This window comes from Devosia psychrophila, assembly GCF_000971275.1.
Taxonomy (GTDB): domain Bacteria; phylum Pseudomonadota; class Alphaproteobacteria; order Rhizobiales; family Devosiaceae; genus Devosia; species Devosia psychrophila.
Genome location: NZ_LAPV01000134.1, coordinates 102,062 through 117,537, shown reverse-complemented (window position 1 = coordinate 117,537; position 15,476 = coordinate 102,062). Strand labels below are relative to the sequence as shown.

The window sequence follows — 15,476 nt, the reverse complement described above, 5'->3', positions numbered from 1 at the left end:
CACAAGGGTTTATGGCAGCAGGACGACAGAGCCCGTGGTCTCGCGGCCTTCGAGCGCGCGATGCGCGTTGGCGGCTTCGCTGAGCGGAAAGGTACGACCGATCTCGACCTTGACGGCGCCGCTCTGGACGGCGGCGAAAAGCTTGGAGGCGCCTTCGAGCAGTTCATCCCGGGTCTGGAAATAGTGTGCGCTGGTGGGGCGGGTAACGTAGAGCGAGCCCTTGCGCGATAACACCGTGATATCAGGAATGCTGACCACGCCCGAAGCATTGCCAAAGGTGACCATCAGGCCACGCGGGCGCAGGCAATCGAGCGATTTTTCGAAGGTCGATTTACCGACGCCGTCATAGACCACGTAGACGCCCCTGCCCCCAGTCAGCTCACGAGTACGGGCGGCAAAGTCTTCGGTGTTGTAGTTTATGACATGATCGCAGCCATGCGCCTTGGCCAGCGCGACCTTGTCGTCGCTGCCCGCCGTGCCGATAACCGTGGCGCCAAGCGACTTGGCCCATTGCGTGGCGATCAACCCGGTGCCGCCGGCTGCGGCGTGCCAGAGGATTGTCTCGTCCTTGGCGACTGGCCAGGTCTTGAACAGCAGGTAGTAGGCCGTGAGACCCTTGAGCATGATCGCGGCGGCGGCCTGGTCACTGATGCCATCAGGAATCGGCACCAGCTTGTCGGCAGCGGCGATACGTTCGTCGGCATAGGCGCCAAGCTGGCCCTGATACGCGACGCGGTCGCCGACCTTGAGGCCTGTGACCCCATCGCCAAGCGCCGTTATGATCCCGGCGCCTTCGCTACCGGCGACAAACGGCGTCTGCACCGGGTAGAGGCCCGAGCGCTGGTAGGTGTCGATGAAGTTAAGGCCGATGGCAGTTTGCCTGAGGGCGACCTGCCCCGGCCCAGGACTGGCCAATGGCCAGTCCTCGACTGTCAGGACGTCGGGTCCACCAGTGTGGTGGACGACGACGGCCCGGGTCATTTCGGCGTCCGCGGCTTGCGCGGCGCCGACTTCGGCCGAGCCTGAGCCCGAGCGGCCGGGGTGGACTTGGGCGTGGTCTTCTTCACCGCCGCTACGCCCGTGCTGCCGTCGACCGCACCGGTTTGCCCGGTGAACGGCGCTACCTGGACGTGTGTGCCGCCGTTCTTGGTCCGTTTGCGCCCAGAGGCAGTGATGTTGATGGCCTCAACCAGGACGGAGAATGCCATGGCCGCGTAAATGTAGCCCTTCGGAATGTGGAAGCCGAGGCCATCGGCCACCAGCGAAACGCCGATCAGCAGCAGGAAGGCCAGCGCCAGCATCTTGGTGGTCGGGTGGTCGGCGACGAACTTGGCGACCGGACCGGACGCAACGAACATCACGCCAACCGCGACGATGACCGCGGCAATCATCACTTCGACGTCGTCGGCCATGCCCACGGCCGTTACGATCGAATCGATCGAGAACACCATGTCGATGACGATGATCTGGCCGATAATGGCGGCAAAAACCGCACTGGCCTTCCGACCCATATCGTTTTCATGCGGTTCCTCGATGGCCGCATGCATTTCATGGGTAGCCTTGTAGACAAGGAAGGCACCACCGGCAATCAGGATCAGATCCTTCCACGACAGGTCGAGGCCGAAGGCGGAAACGGCGGGCTGGGTCAGGCTGATGATCCAGGAAATGACCAGCAGCAGCAGGATGCGGAACACCAGCGCCAGCGCCAGACCGATCTTGCGGGCCCGATCGGCCTGCTCCTTGGGCAGGCGCGACACCAGCACCGAAATGAAGACGATATTATCGATGCCCAGCACGATCTCCATGATCGTGAGAGTACCGAAGGCGATCCAGGCATTGGGATCTGCCAGCAGCTCAAGCATTGTCGGCTCCATTTCGAGTCTCTAGGTCAGCTATCTAATCAGAGCCTGTCGTCAGCGAAAGGCATAGCAGCAGAGTTTTCCTCCAACTGCGGCGTTCCGCAGCATAAGGCGGGCGTCGCAACGCTGGCTTCATCATCGTAGCGGGTGATAATCTCAGCAAGGTAACCAAAACGAGTGTCGTCATGGAATCGTTCACCCCGCTCTCTGCTGCCCTCGGTGGCAGCCTTATCGGCCTCGCGGCCGCCGTGCTCTGGCTCGGCAATGGTCGTATTGCCGGCATCTCCGGAATTTTCGGCCAATTGCTTCCACCGGCCCAGACTGTGGTCTGGCGCCTGGTGTTCCTCGTCGCACTGGTGGCGACGACATTTGCGGCGGCAAAACTGTTTCCCGGCCTCGGCGTGGGTGGTGATGTGGCCGCCCGACTGGTCAAGGCGCCGGCTGCCTTGGGCTTGCCGACGCCGGTCTGGCTGGCGATTGCGGGACTGCTGACCGGCATCGGCACCAAGGTCGGCAATGGCTGCACCTCCGGGCATGGCGTGTGCGGGTTGGCACGACTGTCGCTGCGCTCGCTGGTCGCTGTAGTGGTGTTCTTCGGCGTCGCCATCATCACCGTCGCCGTGACGGGGGTGGTGTGATGGCTAGCCTCAAGCTCCCCTATCTCGCAACGGCCGCGCTGAGTGGTTCACTATTCGGCGCCGGTCTCTATGTGTCGCAGATGGTCGATCCGCTGAAAGTGTTGCGCTTCCTCGATTTCGGCGCCATCCCGAGCGGTGGCTGGGACCCCAGCCTGGCCTTCGTCATCGGCCCGGCGATTATCGTGATGTTCATCGCCGTGCAGCTCGGAAAACGCCGGCAGGCGCCCCTGTTCGACAGCAGCTTTCACGAGCCGGCATCGACGAAGATCGATACCCCCCTGGTCGCCGGGGCGGCAATGTTCGGCATCGGCTGGGGCATGGCGGGCATCTGCCCTGGTCCGGCGATTTCGCTGATCGCCTTCCTGCCGGACAATCTCTGGATATTCCTCGTCGCCATGTTCGCCGGCTCGTTTGCCGGCAGCTTCATCCTGCCGAGCAGCCAACGCCTGGTGAATGTACTATGACGTCCCATGACGCAGATGCCATCGTGGTCGGTGGTGGACTGGCCGGTGTGGCGGCGGCGATTGCCCTGGCACAGGCCGGGCTGAAAACCGTCCATCTCGCGCCGTCCGGCCCACCGGATCGGCGCACTTCGGCGCTGATGATGCCTAGTGTGGATTTCCTGGCCAGCGTGGGTCTGGTCGACGATCCGGCCGAGATCGGCCATGCCTTGACCCAGATCCGCATCATCGACGCAACGGGCCGCCTGATCCGGGCGCCCGAGACGCTGTTCGACGCCAGCGAGGCTGGCCTCGATGCATTCGGCTGGAACTTTGCCAATATGCGGCTGATGGAGCGCTTTCATGCCGTCGCTGCAACGTTGGCCAATCTCGAAACCCGCGACATTGGCGTTGCCGATCTGGATGGAACGACAGTCACACTCAGCGACGGCTCGCGCCTGAGCGCTCCACTGATCGTGGGCGCGGATGGCAAGAAGTCACTGGTGCGCGAAACCGCTGGCCTGCGGGCGAGGGAAACGGCGTTCAGCCAGTCCGCCTTGGTGTGCGATCTCGACCTCGGCCGGGCAATTGGCGGCACGTCGGTAGAGTTTCACTACCCGCAAGGGCCATTCACCCTGGTCCCGGCAGGCGGCAAGCGCGCCAACCTGGTGTGGATCGATGACCATGCCGTACTGACGGCGGCCAAGGACAGCGGGCCTGAACAGTTGAACGCCACGCTGCTGGAGAAATCACAGCGATTGTTCGGCGCCATCAAACTCGCTAGTCCGGCCTTCGTTTTCCCGCTCAGCACGCTGAACGTCGACTCTGCCGGGGCCGACGGCGTGGTGCTGGTCGGCGAAGCAGCGCATGCCTTCCCGCCCATCGGCGCGCAGGGGCTAAACCTGGGGCTGCGCGATGTGGCGGACCTTGCCGCAGCACTCGCCACCAACGACCGCGCGGCACCGGATTGGGCCATCAACCTCAGCCAGGACTATGCCGCCCGCCGCACCAGCGATCTCGCGCGCACCGGCGGCATGGTGGACACCCTGTTCCGCTCACTGCTCGCTGAGATGATCCCAGCCCAGGCGCTCCGCGCAGGCGGATTGTGGGCGCTGAAGCTTGCCCCAGTCCTGCGCAAGCAAGCCTTTGCTGTAGGCATGGGACGCCGATAGCGCCACGGCCTCTCCTTTAGAGATCGTTGCAGACGCCCTTAGCGGCAGTGCGAGCGCAGGCGTGCCAACCCAAAAAACAAAAAGGGCGCAGTCACCTGCGCCCTTCGTCATTCAAATATCGGCCAGTGCTTTACGGCGTAGCGGGAGCCGCCGGGGTCTCGGTGCCGGCAGCCGGAGCCGGTGCATCACCGTTGAGCTGCTGGCGCAGGGTTTCGGCGCGATCCTGAAGAACCTGCTCAAGCGCGTTCTCGCCAGAAGTTTCCTGGCGGAATTCGTCGAAGGTCAGCGCAGCATCGCCATCATAGGCCGAGGTAAAACCGGCCAGCGTGATGTCGATGGTCAAGTCCTGGTTCTGGCGGTTCTTGGCGGTGAGCTTGAGCACGCCGCCCTTCTTGAGCGAGTTCACATACTGCTCGTTGATCACCAGCTGCGTGGCGCAGGAGGTTGGGTCACACAGCATGTAGGGCACACGGATCGGCTTGGCGCCATCGATCTGCCAGGTCAGGCCGAACGGCAGCAGCACACCGAGCGGAACGGCAGCAACGGCGAGCAGGCGGCTTTCCTGCCCGGGATCGTCACGCAACAGGAACGAGCCAAGAAACTGGCCATTGGCCAGAACGACCTGGCGCATGATGCAGGCCTTTTGCCCATCGGGCAGCGGATCGCAGACCTTGAGCCAGTTCTGGCCGGCAGCGGCGGCATCGGCTGCAGTTGGCGCTGCAGCAGGAGCGGCAGGGTCTACGGCAGGTGCCTCAGCGGCCGGTGCTTCGACTGCGGGCGCGGCAGGAGCGGCTTCCTGAGCGAAAGCCGACAGCGGGGACAGCATGAGCGCAGCCACCGCAATACCGGCGACGAGAGGTTTCCTGAAGTTCATAGAATTTCCTTGGCTTCTTTGGGCGGTCCCGGCAGCTTGATGCCACCTTGAATTTCCAACTGCCCTTCAAATGCTGAATTCGGGCAATAACATGACCAATACACCTTGCAAAAGGATTATGGCGAGACAGGGTTGATGCGTATGGTTCATGCCGCATTTTCGGCGAGCTTGGCCATGCGCGACAGGATTGCCGCGGCGCCCTTCAAGCGATCGTTCGGCGTCGGCCAGTTGCGGGCAAACACAAGCTTCTGATCGGGCTTGATACGCACCTGGTTTGCCGGGTCGCTGACCAGTCTGACAAGGGCGCCGGGATTGGGAAATTCGTTGTTCCGCAGCGAGATAACCGCGCCCTTGGGACCAGCATCGACCTTTTCGACATTGGCTTGGCGACATAGCGCCTTGACCAAAATCACCTTGAGCAGGGCCTCAACCTCTTCCGGCAGCGAGCCGAAACGGTCGATCAATTCTGCGCCAGCAGCGTCGATATCGCGAATATCGGTGAGATCGCCTAAGCGGCGATACAGTTGCATGCGCACCTGCAGGTCGGGAATGTAATGCTCGGGAATCATGACCGGCATGCCCAGCGAAATCTGCGGGCTCCACTCGTTCTTGTCCTCGTAGTCTTCGTCGCCATTCTTTAAATTGGCCACAGCCTCTTCCAGCATCGACTGATACAGCTCGAACCCGACCTCGCGGATATGGCCCGATTGTTCGTCGCCCAGCAGGTTCCCTGCGCCGCGGATATCGAGATCATGGCTGGCCAGCTGGAAGCCTGCGCCGAGGCTTTCGAGCGATTGCAGCACGCCAAGGCGGCGCTCAGCCGTGTCGGTAAGCTTCTTGTCAGAAGGCACCGTGAACAGCGCATAGGCACGGGCCTTGGCCCGGCCGATACGGCCACGGATCTGATACAGCTGCGCCAAGCCGAAATGGTCGGCGCGATGCACGATCAACGTATTGGCATTGGGAATGTCGAGACCCGATTCCACGATGGTCGTTGCCACCAGCACGTCGAACTTGTTGTCGTAAAACGCATTCATGGTGTCGTCGAGCTCGGCCGGCGCCATCTGACCATTGGCTACTACGAAGCTGACTTCCGGCACCTGCGCCTTGAGGAACTCGGCGATCTCGTGCTGGTCCTTGATGCGCGGCACCACATAAAAGCTCTGCCCGCCACGATACTTTTCGCGCAGCAGCGCCTCGCGGATCGATAGCGCGTCGAACGGCGCTATGAAGGTGCGGATAGCAAGACGATCCACCGGCGGCGTCGCCAGCAGCGACAGGTCACGAACGCCGGTCAGCGCCAGTTGAAGCGTGCGCGGGATCGGCGTCGCCGTCAGCGTCAACACGTGCACATTGGCCTTGAGCTCCTTGAGGCGCTCCTTGTGGCCGACGCCGAAGTGCTGTTCCTCGTCGACGATCACCATGCCTAGGTCCTTGAACTTGATGGTCTTGGACAAAAGCGCATGGGTCCCGATGACGATATCGACCTGACCATCGGCCAGGCCTTCCTTGGTCGCCTTGAGCTCGGCAGAACCGACCATGCGCGAAGCCTGTCGTACGCGCACCGGCAGACCGACGAATCGTTCAGCAAAGGTTTTGTAATGCTGGCGCGACAGCAGCGTCGTAGGCACCACGACGGCAACCTGCTTGCCGCTGAGGGCGACGGCAAAAGCCGCACGAAGCGCCACTTCGGTCTTACCGAAGCCGACGTCGCCACACACCAGCCGGTCCATGACACGGCCCGAGGTCACGTCATCGAACACCGCCGCAATGGCCGCCATCTGGTCTTCGGTTTCCTCATAGGGGAAACGCGCCACAAATTCGTCATAGGCGCCCGGATTGATCTCGACCACGTCGGCCTTGGTGAGCAGGCGCGCCGCCGCGATCTTGATGAGCTGCTCCGCCATTTCGCGAATGCGCTTCTTGAGCTTGCCCTTCTTGGCCTGCCAGGCGACGCCGCCCAGCTTGTCCAGCGTCACATGGCCGTCGTCGGTCCCGTAACGCGTCAGCAGCTCGATATTTTCAACTGGCAGATACAGCTTGGTATCGCCGCCATATTCCAGCTCGACGCATTCATGCGGCGCGCCGCCGGCCTCGATAACCTTGAGCCCGAGGAAGCGGCCGATGCCGTGATCGACGTGAACCACGAGATCACCCGCCCCAAGGCTTGCCGCCTCGGTCAGCGCGTCCGATGCTTTCTTCTTGCGCTGGGGGCGCAGGATGCGTTCGCCGAGAATGTCCTGTTCGCTGAGAACCAACAGGTCCTTGGTCTCAAAGCCAGTGTCCAGCGGCAGCACGACAAGCGAGGTCGTGGCGGCGCTGGTGGTTTCGGCGTCGCGCCAATTTTCCGCCATGCGCGGATTGGTCAGGCCGTGGTCCTTGAGCACCTGCACCATGCGGTCGCGGGTGCCCGTGCTCCAGCAGGCGACGATCGAGCGGCGGCCATTGCGGCGCTCGGTCAGCAACCGATCGACCACAGACTGGAACAGGTTGGTATCGGTCGCCTGCCGTTCGGCTGCAAAGGTTGGCGCGATATGGCCGCCGGCATCATCCGACGCCTTGGTATTGGGCGCCATGAACTGGCTGAGCTGAACCGTGGAGGCGCCGGCCAGCGCATAGGGATGCTGATCGACAGTATAAAGCAGCTCTGGCTTCACCGGCTTATACGGCGCGCCGGTGCCGGCCACGACTGGCATCAAGCGCGCGGCCTCGCGGGCATCGTAATAGTCGCGGATTTGCGCCACGCGGTCGGCATAGGCCTCGGCGGCTTGCTCGTCGAAGATGAAGGGCGCGTCACCGACATAGTCCGACAGCGTATCGAGATGTTGGTAGAAGAACGGCAACCAGTGCTCGGTGCCCGAGTAACGCGAACCGCCACTGACGGAGGCATACAAGGTGTCATCGACGGTGTTGCCACCAAAGGTCGCGGTGTAGTTCTGGCGAAAGCGCTTGATGGTGTCGTCAGTCAGCACCACCTCGCTCATCGGCGTCAGCGCGATGCTTTTCAGCGTCCCGGTGGTGCGCTGGCTGTCGGCATCGAAGGTGCGGATGGATTCGAGCTGGCTGCCGAAGAAGTCAAAGCGCAACGGCGCCTCGGCACTGGCCGGAAACAGGTCAACCAAACCACCACGCACGGCATATTCGCCGCTTTCGCGCACCGTCGGCACCCGCAGGTAGCCGTTGTTGGCAGCCCAGGCGATCAGCTTGTTGCTATCGACGATGCGACCGGCAATTGCCGAAAACGACATGGTTTCCACCACGTCGCGCGGCGGCACCCGCTGGATCAGTGCGTTGACGGCGGTGAGGACCACTGCCCCCTTGGCCCCGCTGGTCAGCGCCGCCAGCGTGTTCATCCGGGCCGCGATGGTGACGTTGTTGGGCGACACACGGTCGTAGGGCAGGCAGTCCCAGGCCGGCAGCGTCAGCACAGTGTGGCCCGGCAGCATTGCGGTAAGGATGTCCGCCATGCGCTGCAAACGGCGACCGTCGCGCGCCACGAAGACTAAGCTGGCCGTATCATCCGGCGCAGCCTCGATGCGTTGCTGCACCAGGCGCGCCAGCACCATGGGCTGCATGCCGTCGGGGACATTGGCGATAGTACGCGTCGGGCGCTGCTGCGGGGCAAGTTCGTTCATCTGGCCAATCTTGCAGAATGGTCGGCAATCACTTCGGCTAGGAACCCGCGATCGATATTTTCGGGCGGCTCTTCCTGGCCCATCACCCATTTGAGAAGCGGCGGGTCTTCTTCGTTCACCAGCGCTTCGAGCCGATCGAGCCCAGCTTCGTCCAGCGCTTCGGTATGCGCATCGGCATAGGGCCCCAAAATGAGGTCCATCTCCTTGGTACCCCTGTGCCAGGCGCGGTACCGAAGCTTCTTGCGCCGCACGGAAATATCTTCACCGGCAGTCATTTGACGCACCATGATCCTAAATTCGTTCTTGATTTGGTCGCATTGTTTACGCGGCTTTTGGAGGGTTGTCAGCCCATGGATAGTTCAAAACGCGATGTCATTCCGGCGAAGGCCGGAACCCATCCTGAGATGACTGATCCGGCAGTGACGGTTGAAAGACTTCAGGATGGGTCCCGGCCTGCGCCGGGATGACACCGAGGATGTGGCGATACCGGACCATGCGTGCCATTTTCCCATCCGAGGAGAATCACCCTGTCGCGTCCCGAAAGCCTATCGCCGCTGTTTGCCTCGCTGCACTCGATCAAGGGTGTCGGCGACAAGCTGGCTGCCCTGCTGACGCGGTTTTTCGGTGCGCCGGACGGCCAGGAAGCCATTGCGCTCGATATCCTGATGCATATGCCATCGGGGGTGGTGGACCGGCGCCGGCAAGTCGGCATTGCCGAAGCCTATCTCAATCAGATCGTGACGCTGAAGCTGCATATCGACCGGCACCAACCGCCGCCGCAGGGCAAGGCCCATGTGCCGCATCGGGTGTTTACCCATGACGAGACTGGCGAGATGCAGCTGGTATTTTTCCGGGCACAAGGCGGCTGGGTCGAGAAGGCGCTGCCCATCGGTGAGGAGCGTTACGTCTCCGGCACCATCGGCTTTTTCAACGGTGAAAAGCAGATCACCCATCCCGACTATATCGTCGAGGAGGACAAATTCACGACCCTGCCGCTGGTCGAGCCAGTCTACCCGCTGACCCAGGGGCTAAGTTCCAAGGCGCTGGGCAAGCTGGTGCGGCAGGTGGTCGACAGCATGCCCGAAATCCCCGAGTGGATCGACGCCGATACGATGGCGCAGCGGAAATGGCCGAGCTTCGTCTACGCCATGCGTATGGTCCATCTGCCGACCAATCCGGACGAAGCGCAACTATGGTCACCTGCCCGCATGCGGCTGGCCTATGACGAATATCTGGCCGGCCAGATCACGCTGCAACTGATCCGCTCGACCATGACCAAGGAGAGCGGAATTTCTCGCGTCTTCACCGGGGCCCTGACGGAAAAGGTGCGGAGATCTCTGCCGTTCACGCTGACCGAGGGGCAGCAGCAGGCCGTGGATGAAATCCGCGCAGATCTCGCCTCCCCCGACCGCATGTCGCGGCTGTTGCAGGGCGATGTGGGCTCGGGCAAGACTGTGGTGGCGCTGATGGCGATGGTGGCGGTCGCCGAGAGCGGCGCGCAATCGGCACTGATGGCGCCGACGGAACTGCTCGCCAGCCAGCATTTCAAGACGCTGAAGCCGCTGTGCGATCTAGCGGGGCTGGGCTGCGAACTGCTCACGGGCAAAATGCCTGCAGCGGAGCGCCGCGCCAAGCTCGCCGGAATCGCCAGTGGCGAGACCACCATTGTTGTCGGCACCCACGCCCTGTTCCAGTCGGGTGTCGAGTTCCAAAATCTCGGCCTGACCGTGGTGGACGAGCAGCATCGTTTCGGTGTTCACCAGCGCCTCGCGCTGTCCGACAAGGGCAAGCATACCGACCTGTTGGTGATGACCGCGACGCCAATCCCGCGCACGCTGGTTTTGACGCATTTTGGGGACATGTCGGTTAGCACACTGCGAGAGAAGCCAAAGGGCCGCCAACCCATTGATACTGCAGTCCTATCCATCGGTGACTACCCCCGTGTCATTTCACGTCTGCAGGCACGTCTAGCCGAAGGTGCGCAGGCCTTTTGGGTCTGCCCGCTGGTCGAGGAAAGCGAGCATCTTGACGTCGTCGCCGCCGAGGATCGCTTCGCCGAACTGCAAAAAGTCTTCGGAAATCAGGTCGCTTTGGTTCACGGCCGCATGAGCGCCGCCGCCAAACAGGAAGTGATGCAGCGATTTTCTGCCAATGAACTCAAGCTGCTAGTCGCCACCACCGTCATCGAAGTCGGCGTCGACGTACCCAATGCCTCGATCATGATCATCGAACACGCCGAACGCTTCGGCCTCGCCCAACTGCACCAACTCCGCGGCCGCGTCGGTCGCGGCTCCCAACGCTCCGCCTGCCTGCTGCTCTACAAGGACCCGCTCAGCCTGACCGCCCAGGCCCGGCTCGAAACAATCAAATCCACCGAGGATGGCTTCGAAATCGCCGAACGCGACCTTGAACTACGCGGCCAGGGTGACGTTCTCGGCACCCGCCAGTCGGGTATGCCGGGCTATCGGCTCGCCGTGCCCGACGTGCATCGGCACCTACTGGATTACGCGCATGACGACGCTAAAGCATTGCTAGCACGCAATCCTGCGCTCAAAGGCCCAGACGGCGAAGCCGCGCAAACGCTGCTTTACCTCTTCCGCAAAGACCTCGCGATCCCGCTAATCCGGGCCGGTTAGCGCCAGGGCGGAAAACTTATCCCCGCCCGCCACGCCGGAGTTATTCTACCGTCACTGATTTCGCCAAATTCCTTGGCTGATCGACGTCCGTCCCCATGAAAACGGCGGTGTGATAGGCCAGCAGCTGTACGGGTATCGTCGCGAGGATCGGCGCCACGAAGCTCGACACATGCGGGATCAGGATGATGTCCGACACACCATGCCCTGCGGTCGCCGCACCTTCGGCATCGGTGATCAGGATGATCTTGCCGCCGCGCGCTGCGACTTCCTGCATGTTGGACAAGGTCTTGTCGACCAATTCGTCCGACGGCGCCACGACGATGACCGGCATATCCTCGTCGACCAAGGCGATCGGCCCATGCTTGAGTTCACCAGCCGCGTAACCTTCGGCGTGTATGTAGCTGATTTCCTTGAGCTTCAGCGCGCCTTCCATGGCGATCGGGAACATTGGGCCACGACCGAGATAGAGCACATCTTTGGCCTTGGACAGACGCTTGGCAATGTCCATGATCTGGCCCTCAGTGCCCAGAGCTTCCGCCACCGCAGTCGGCAGGCTGACAAGAGCGCGGACCAATTCGGTTTCCTGCTCGGCACTCAACACGCCGCGAGCGCGGCCTGCAGCGACAGCGAGGCTGGCCAATGCCGTCAATTGCGCCGTCAGCGCCTTGGTTGAGGCGACACCGATCTCCGGACCGCAAAGGATCGGGAACACCACCGCGGATTCGCGAGCAATCGTTGATTCCAGCGTGTTGACCAGGCATGCCACATGCTGACCCTGGCTGGCGCAGTAACGCAGTGCCGCCAGCGTGTCGGCGGTTTCGCCCGACTGCGAGATGAACAGCGACAACCCGCCCTTTTCCAGCGGCGGCTCGCGGTAGCGGAATTCCGACGCCACATCGATATCGACAGGAAGCCGCGCATAACGCTCGAACCAGTATTTCGCCACAGCACCAGCGAGATAAGCCGTGCCGCAGGCGCTAATGGTCAATCGGCTCAGATCGGCAAAATCAAACGGCAGCACTTCGCGGATGGCTACCTTTTCGGCGCCCATGTCCACGTAGTGGCTCAGCGTGTGCGAGATGGTTTCGGGCTGTTCGTAGATTTCCTTGGCCATGAAATGACGGTAGTTGCCCTTGTCCACCATCAGTGCCGAAGCCTGCGAAATCTGCTGTTCGCGCTGCACGATGGCGTCCTTGCCGTCGCGGATGGTGACGCCATTGGGGGTGATGACCGCCCAGTCGCCGTCTTCGAGATAGGTCAGGCGCGAGGTGAACGGCGCCAGCGCCATTGCGTCGGAGCCGAGATACATTTCGGTCGCGCCATAGCCGATAGCCAGCGGCGCGCCATGGCGGGCAGCGATCAGCAGGTTTTCCTGGCCCTTGAACAGAAAGGCCAGCGCAAAGGCGCCCTTGAGCGTCTTGAGCGTGCGGGCTACTGCCAGCTCGGGCTCGGCGCCATTGGCCAGTTCACGGCTAACCCAGAGGGCGACAGACTCGGTATCGGTTTGCGTCTTGGGCAGATAACCGTCCTGGGCGAGATCGGCCAGCATCTCGCGATAGTTTTCGATAATGCCGTTATGCACCACGGCAACGCGGTCGGTGGCGTGTGGATGAGCGTTGTTCTCGGTCGGCGCGCCGTGGGTGGCCCAGCGGGTATGGCCGATGCCGATGTTGCCGCCCAGCGGCTCGAAGCCCAATTTCTGCGCCAGATTTCCGAGCTTGCCCTCGGCGCGGCGGCGGGCGATGTCGCCGCCCTCGAGCGTCGCGACGCCTGCGCTATCATAGCCCCGATATTCGAGGCGCTTGAGCGCATCGACCAGACGGGCTGCAACGGGTTCGCTGCCTACAATGCCGACAATACCGCACATGCTAGTTTCCCTCGGTCTTCAGTTTTTTAACCTTAGCCAAACGCTCAAAAATTGCCTTGGCTCTGCCTGGCTTGGCAACCTGCAGTGCACGACCCAACGCCAGGGCATCCGCCTCTACGTCGTCCGTAATGACGCTGCCGCTGGCAACAAGAGCACCAGCACCTATCATGACCGGTGCAATCAGCGAACTGTTCGAGCCGATAAAGGCGTTGTCGCCGATGACCGTACGGTGCTTGTTGTAGCCATCGTAGTTCGCCGTGATGACGCCGGCGCCGATATTGACGTTATCGCCGATGGTGGCGTCGCCGATATAGGTCAGGTGGCTGACCTTGGCGCCCCTGCCGATCTCGGCCTTCTTGATCTCAACGAAATTACCGACCTTGGCGCCTTCATGCAGGTTCGCCTCGGGCCGCAGCCGCGCGAACGGACCGACGCTGGCATTGCGGCCAATATGGGCGCCTTCGATATGGCTAAAGGCATGGATCACTGCGCCCTCCTCGATCACCACGCCGGGGCCAAACACCACATTGGGTTCCACCGTCACGTCGCGGGCGATCTCGGTGTCATACGAAAACCAGACGCTTTTGGGATCCTTGAGGGTCACGCCGGCCTTCATGAAATCCAAGCGGCGCAGCTCCTGGAACAGACCCTCGGCATGGGCCAGCTGGCTGCGATCATTGACGCCCATGACGTCATTTTCCGGCGCAATGCCATAGCCCACCTTCTTGCCCGCTGCATTGGCAAGGCCGACGAGGTCGGTGAGATAGTACTCGCCCTGCGCGTTATTGGTTTCGACCTTGTCGATCAGCTCGCGGAACACATCTGCCCGGAACGCCAGGATACAGGCGTTACAGAGGCCGATCTGCCGCTCGATATCGGACGCGTCCTTGTGTTCACGAATGGCCAGGAGTTTTTCGCCATCCGTAATAAAGCGGCCATAGCCGGTCGGGTCCTTCGGCTCGAATCCCAGGATGGCAACATCGAGGCCGTCATCCAGCCGCTCGAGCACGGCACGGAAATTGTCGCCTCGTAGCAGCGGGTGGTCGCCATAAACGACGGCAATATAGCCCTCGGCCGTTTCGAACAGCGGACGCGCCATAGAGGCGGCATGGGCCGTACCCCGGGCTACCGTTTGTTCAAAATGATGAACGTCGGGCTGCGCCGCAGTGATCGCGCTGCGAATGGCGTCATGCTTTGGCCCTGTGACCATGGCGATCCTGGTGGAGCCGGCTTCTCGTGCCGCCCGCGCCACATGGGCGATGATAGCCATGCCCCCAACCTGGTGTAAGACCTTGGGCGTAGCCGATCGCATGCGCGTACCCTCACCCGCGGCAAGTATGATCGACAGCAGCTCAGTCATCTTCATTTCTCCGGCGCGGTACTTCTATAGGGCGTATTTGCACAATATTATGGCATGCAGGCGTTGGCGAATTGGTAACGACAGCGTCATGGTGAACTTGGATGTAACGCCTGATTCTGTGGCACCATCGAGGTTTCGCTTTGGCTAAAGCATCGGAACAGTTCCGGCAATCGGACGTCACCACCTGGGGCATCGTTGCCCTGGTTCTGGCTGCTGTTGCCGTGATGGGCGCCAATGTGTCCGCGCTGACGCCGCAAACCTTGCTTGCCGGGCTGCACAAGACGCGGATCGAAGGCGCGTCCGTCGACCAGCTGCGCTCCCAAGTCGTCGAACTTCGGATGGAGATGCAAAACTTGCAGCGTGACAACGGCGTGCTGACCGCCCGCTTCAATCTCGGGGAACAGCAGAGCAGCGCAGTTGTACGTCGCGTCGGGGCTCTGGAAGTCACCCTGCCAAACTTGTTGGAACTGTCGCCCGGCGGCATTGGGATCGACCGCTCCAACCTCACCTCGGCAATCGGCGGCGTGCCGTCGACAGCCTTTGAGGCCGATGGTGGCTCGGTTGTGGTGCGCCAGCTGCCGATGGCCGGATTTCTGCCATTAACGCCCAGCCAGCCCCTGCCCGCTCCAGTGCAACAGATCGCAACCGCAGCGCCTCCCAGCGCCAAGGCCTATGGGATTGCGCTCGGACCGGCCATTGATGAGGCCCAGGCGCCAGAGGCATGGCGCGATCTTAATATGAAACTGGGGCCGTTGTTGTTCGGTCTCGCGCCAGTGCTGGCGGATGAGTCCAACGGCAGCAACAAGCGGATCGTCGTCGGCCCCATCAGCCAGCTTGCAGAAGCCACCGCTTTGTGCGGCCGACTGGAGCGTATCTCGGTGGCCTGCATGCCCGTCCCGTTCGCCGGAACCCCGCTGGACTATTGAACTGCGGAACTGCGCGCAATTGCGGTTGACAGCACAGGGAACGTGGCTATGTTCCGCCGCAGCGCCAAC

At 62.1% G+C, this 15,476-nt stretch carries 12 protein-coding genes; 5 read left to right on the top strand and 7 right to left on the bottom strand.

Going from position 1 to position 15,476, the window contains the following annotated elements:
- Window positions 1-9 precede the first annotated feature (9 nt).
- Window positions 10-981 carry a quinone oxidoreductase family protein gene (locus tag WH91_RS14225; protein WP_046171663.1) on the bottom strand — a complete coding sequence of 324 codons (972 nt, stop codon included), beginning with the start codon at window positions 979-981 and terminating at the stop codon, window positions 10-12.
- On the bottom strand, window positions 978-1,862 hold the full coding sequence (locus WH91_RS14220) for a TerC family protein (RefSeq protein ID WP_082102177.1): 885 nt from the start codon (window positions 1,860-1,862) through the stop codon (window positions 978-980). Before WH91_RS14220 ends, WH91_RS14225 begins: the two co-directional genes overlap by 4 nt.
- A 182-nt stretch (window positions 1,863-2,044) precedes the next feature.
- On the opposite strand from WH91_RS14220, the gene WH91_RS14215 reads away from it, so the two are divergent.
- From WH91_RS14215 to WH91_RS14205, 3 genes are read left to right on the top strand one after another with little or no spacing between them, the layout of a single operon-like run.
- A complete protein-coding gene (locus WH91_RS14215) occupies window positions 2,045-2,497 on the top strand; it encodes a YeeE/YedE family protein (protein ID WP_046171662.1) in 453 nt (150 codons plus the stop codon).
- Entirely contained in the window at window positions 2,497-2,961 is a 465-nt protein-coding gene (locus tag WH91_RS14210; protein ID WP_046171661.1) for a DUF6691 family protein, read from the top strand. The genes WH91_RS14215 and WH91_RS14210 overlap by 1 nt, the downstream gene beginning before the upstream one ends.
- The gene (locus WH91_RS14205) at window positions 2,958-4,109 is read left to right on the top strand and encodes an FAD-dependent monooxygenase (RefSeq protein ID WP_046171660.1); all 1,152 of its coding nucleotides are present in this window, start codon (window positions 2,958-2,960) and stop codon (window positions 4,107-4,109) included. Before WH91_RS14210 ends, WH91_RS14205 begins: the two co-directional genes overlap by 4 nt.
- A gap of 130 nt (window positions 4,110-4,239) precedes the next feature.
- Here WH91_RS14205 and WH91_RS14200 read toward each other — a convergent pair whose 3' ends face one another.
- The 3 genes from WH91_RS14200 to WH91_RS14190 all read right to left on the bottom strand — a co-directional run bounded on the left by WH91_RS14200 (window position 4,240) and on the right by WH91_RS14190 (window position 8,893).
- A complete protein-coding gene (locus WH91_RS14200; protein WP_052952853.1) occupies window positions 4,240-4,983 on the bottom strand; it encodes an invasion associated locus B family protein in 744 nt (247 codons plus the stop codon).
- 146 nt (window positions 4,984-5,129) lie between these two features.
- Window positions 5,130-8,618 carry a transcription-repair coupling factor gene (mfd, locus tag WH91_RS14195; protein ID WP_046171659.1) on the bottom strand — a complete coding sequence of 1,163 codons (3,489 nt, stop codon included), beginning with the start codon at window positions 8,616-8,618 and terminating at the stop codon, window positions 5,130-5,132.
- On the bottom strand, window positions 8,615-8,893 hold the full coding sequence (locus WH91_RS14190) for an FAD assembly factor SdhE (RefSeq protein ID WP_046171658.1): 279 nt from the start codon (window positions 8,891-8,893) through the stop codon (window positions 8,615-8,617). The genes mfd and WH91_RS14190 overlap by 4 nt, the downstream gene beginning before the upstream one ends.
- A gap of 222 nt (window positions 8,894-9,115) precedes the next feature.
- Here WH91_RS14190 and recG point away from each other — a divergent pair, with 222 nt between their 5' ends.
- Window positions 9,116-11,254 carry an ATP-dependent DNA helicase RecG gene (gene recG / locus WH91_RS14185; RefSeq protein WP_244542303.1) on the top strand — a complete coding sequence of 713 codons (2,139 nt, stop codon included), beginning with the start codon at window positions 9,116-9,118 and terminating at the stop codon, window positions 11,252-11,254.
- A gap of 40 nt (window positions 11,255-11,294) precedes the next feature.
- Here the strand turns inward: recG and glmS are convergent, their stop codons facing one another.
- A complete protein-coding gene (gene glmS / locus WH91_RS14180; protein WP_046171657.1) occupies window positions 11,295-13,121 on the bottom strand; it encodes a glutamine--fructose-6-phosphate transaminase (isomerizing) in 1,827 nt (608 codons plus the stop codon).
- 1 nt (window position 13,122) lies between these two features.
- Complete coding sequence (gene glmU, locus WH91_RS14175) at window positions 13,123-14,481, bottom strand: bifunctional UDP-N-acetylglucosamine diphosphorylase/glucosamine-1-phosphate N-acetyltransferase GlmU (protein WP_046171700.1); 1,359 nt, start codon at window positions 14,479-14,481, stop codon at window positions 13,123-13,125.
- Between the two features lie 140 nt (window positions 14,482-14,621).
- Here glmU and WH91_RS14170 point away from each other — a divergent pair, with 140 nt between their 5' ends.
- Entirely contained in the window at window positions 14,622-15,407 is a 786-nt protein-coding gene (locus tag WH91_RS14170; RefSeq protein WP_046171656.1) for an SPOR domain-containing protein, read from the top strand.
- Window positions 15,408-15,476 lie beyond the last annotated feature (69 nt).

Excerpts from the sequence above, each read along its gene's own strand:
- WH91_RS14225 (WP_046171663.1), bottom strand. The coding sequence starts at position 981 with ATGACCCGGGCCGTCGTCGTCCACCACACTGGTGGACCCGACGTCCTG.
- WH91_RS14220 (WP_082102177.1), bottom strand. The coding sequence starts at position 1,862 with ATGCTTGAGCTGCTGGCAGATCCCAATGCCTGGATCGCCTTCGGTACT.
- WH91_RS14215 (WP_046171662.1), top strand. The coding sequence starts at position 2,045 with ATGGAATCGTTCACCCCGCTCTCTGCTGCCCTCGGTGGCAGCCTTATC.
- WH91_RS14210 (WP_046171661.1), top strand. The coding sequence starts at position 2,497 with ATGGCTAGCCTCAAGCTCCCCTATCTCGCAACGGCCGCGCTGAGTGGT.
- WH91_RS14205 (WP_046171660.1), top strand. The coding sequence starts at position 2,958 with ATGACGTCCCATGACGCAGATGCCATCGTGGTCGGTGGTGGACTGGCC.
- WH91_RS14200 (WP_052952853.1), bottom strand. The coding sequence starts at position 4,983 with ATGAACTTCAGGAAACCTCTCGTCGCCGGTATTGCGGTGGCTGCGCTC.
- mfd (WP_046171659.1), bottom strand. The coding sequence starts at position 8,618 with ATGAACGAACTTGCCCCGCAGCAGCGCCCGACGCGTACTATCGCCAAT.
- WH91_RS14190 (WP_046171658.1), bottom strand. The coding sequence starts at position 8,893 with ATGACTGCCGGTGAAGATATTTCCGTGCGGCGCAAGAAGCTTCGGTAC.
- glmS (WP_046171657.1), bottom strand. The coding sequence starts at position 13,121 with ATGTGCGGTATTGTCGGCATTGTAGGCAGCGAACCCGTTGCAGCCCGT.
- glmU (WP_046171700.1), bottom strand. The coding sequence starts at position 14,481 with ATGACTGAGCTGCTGTCGATCATACTTGCCGCGGGTGAGGGTACGCGC.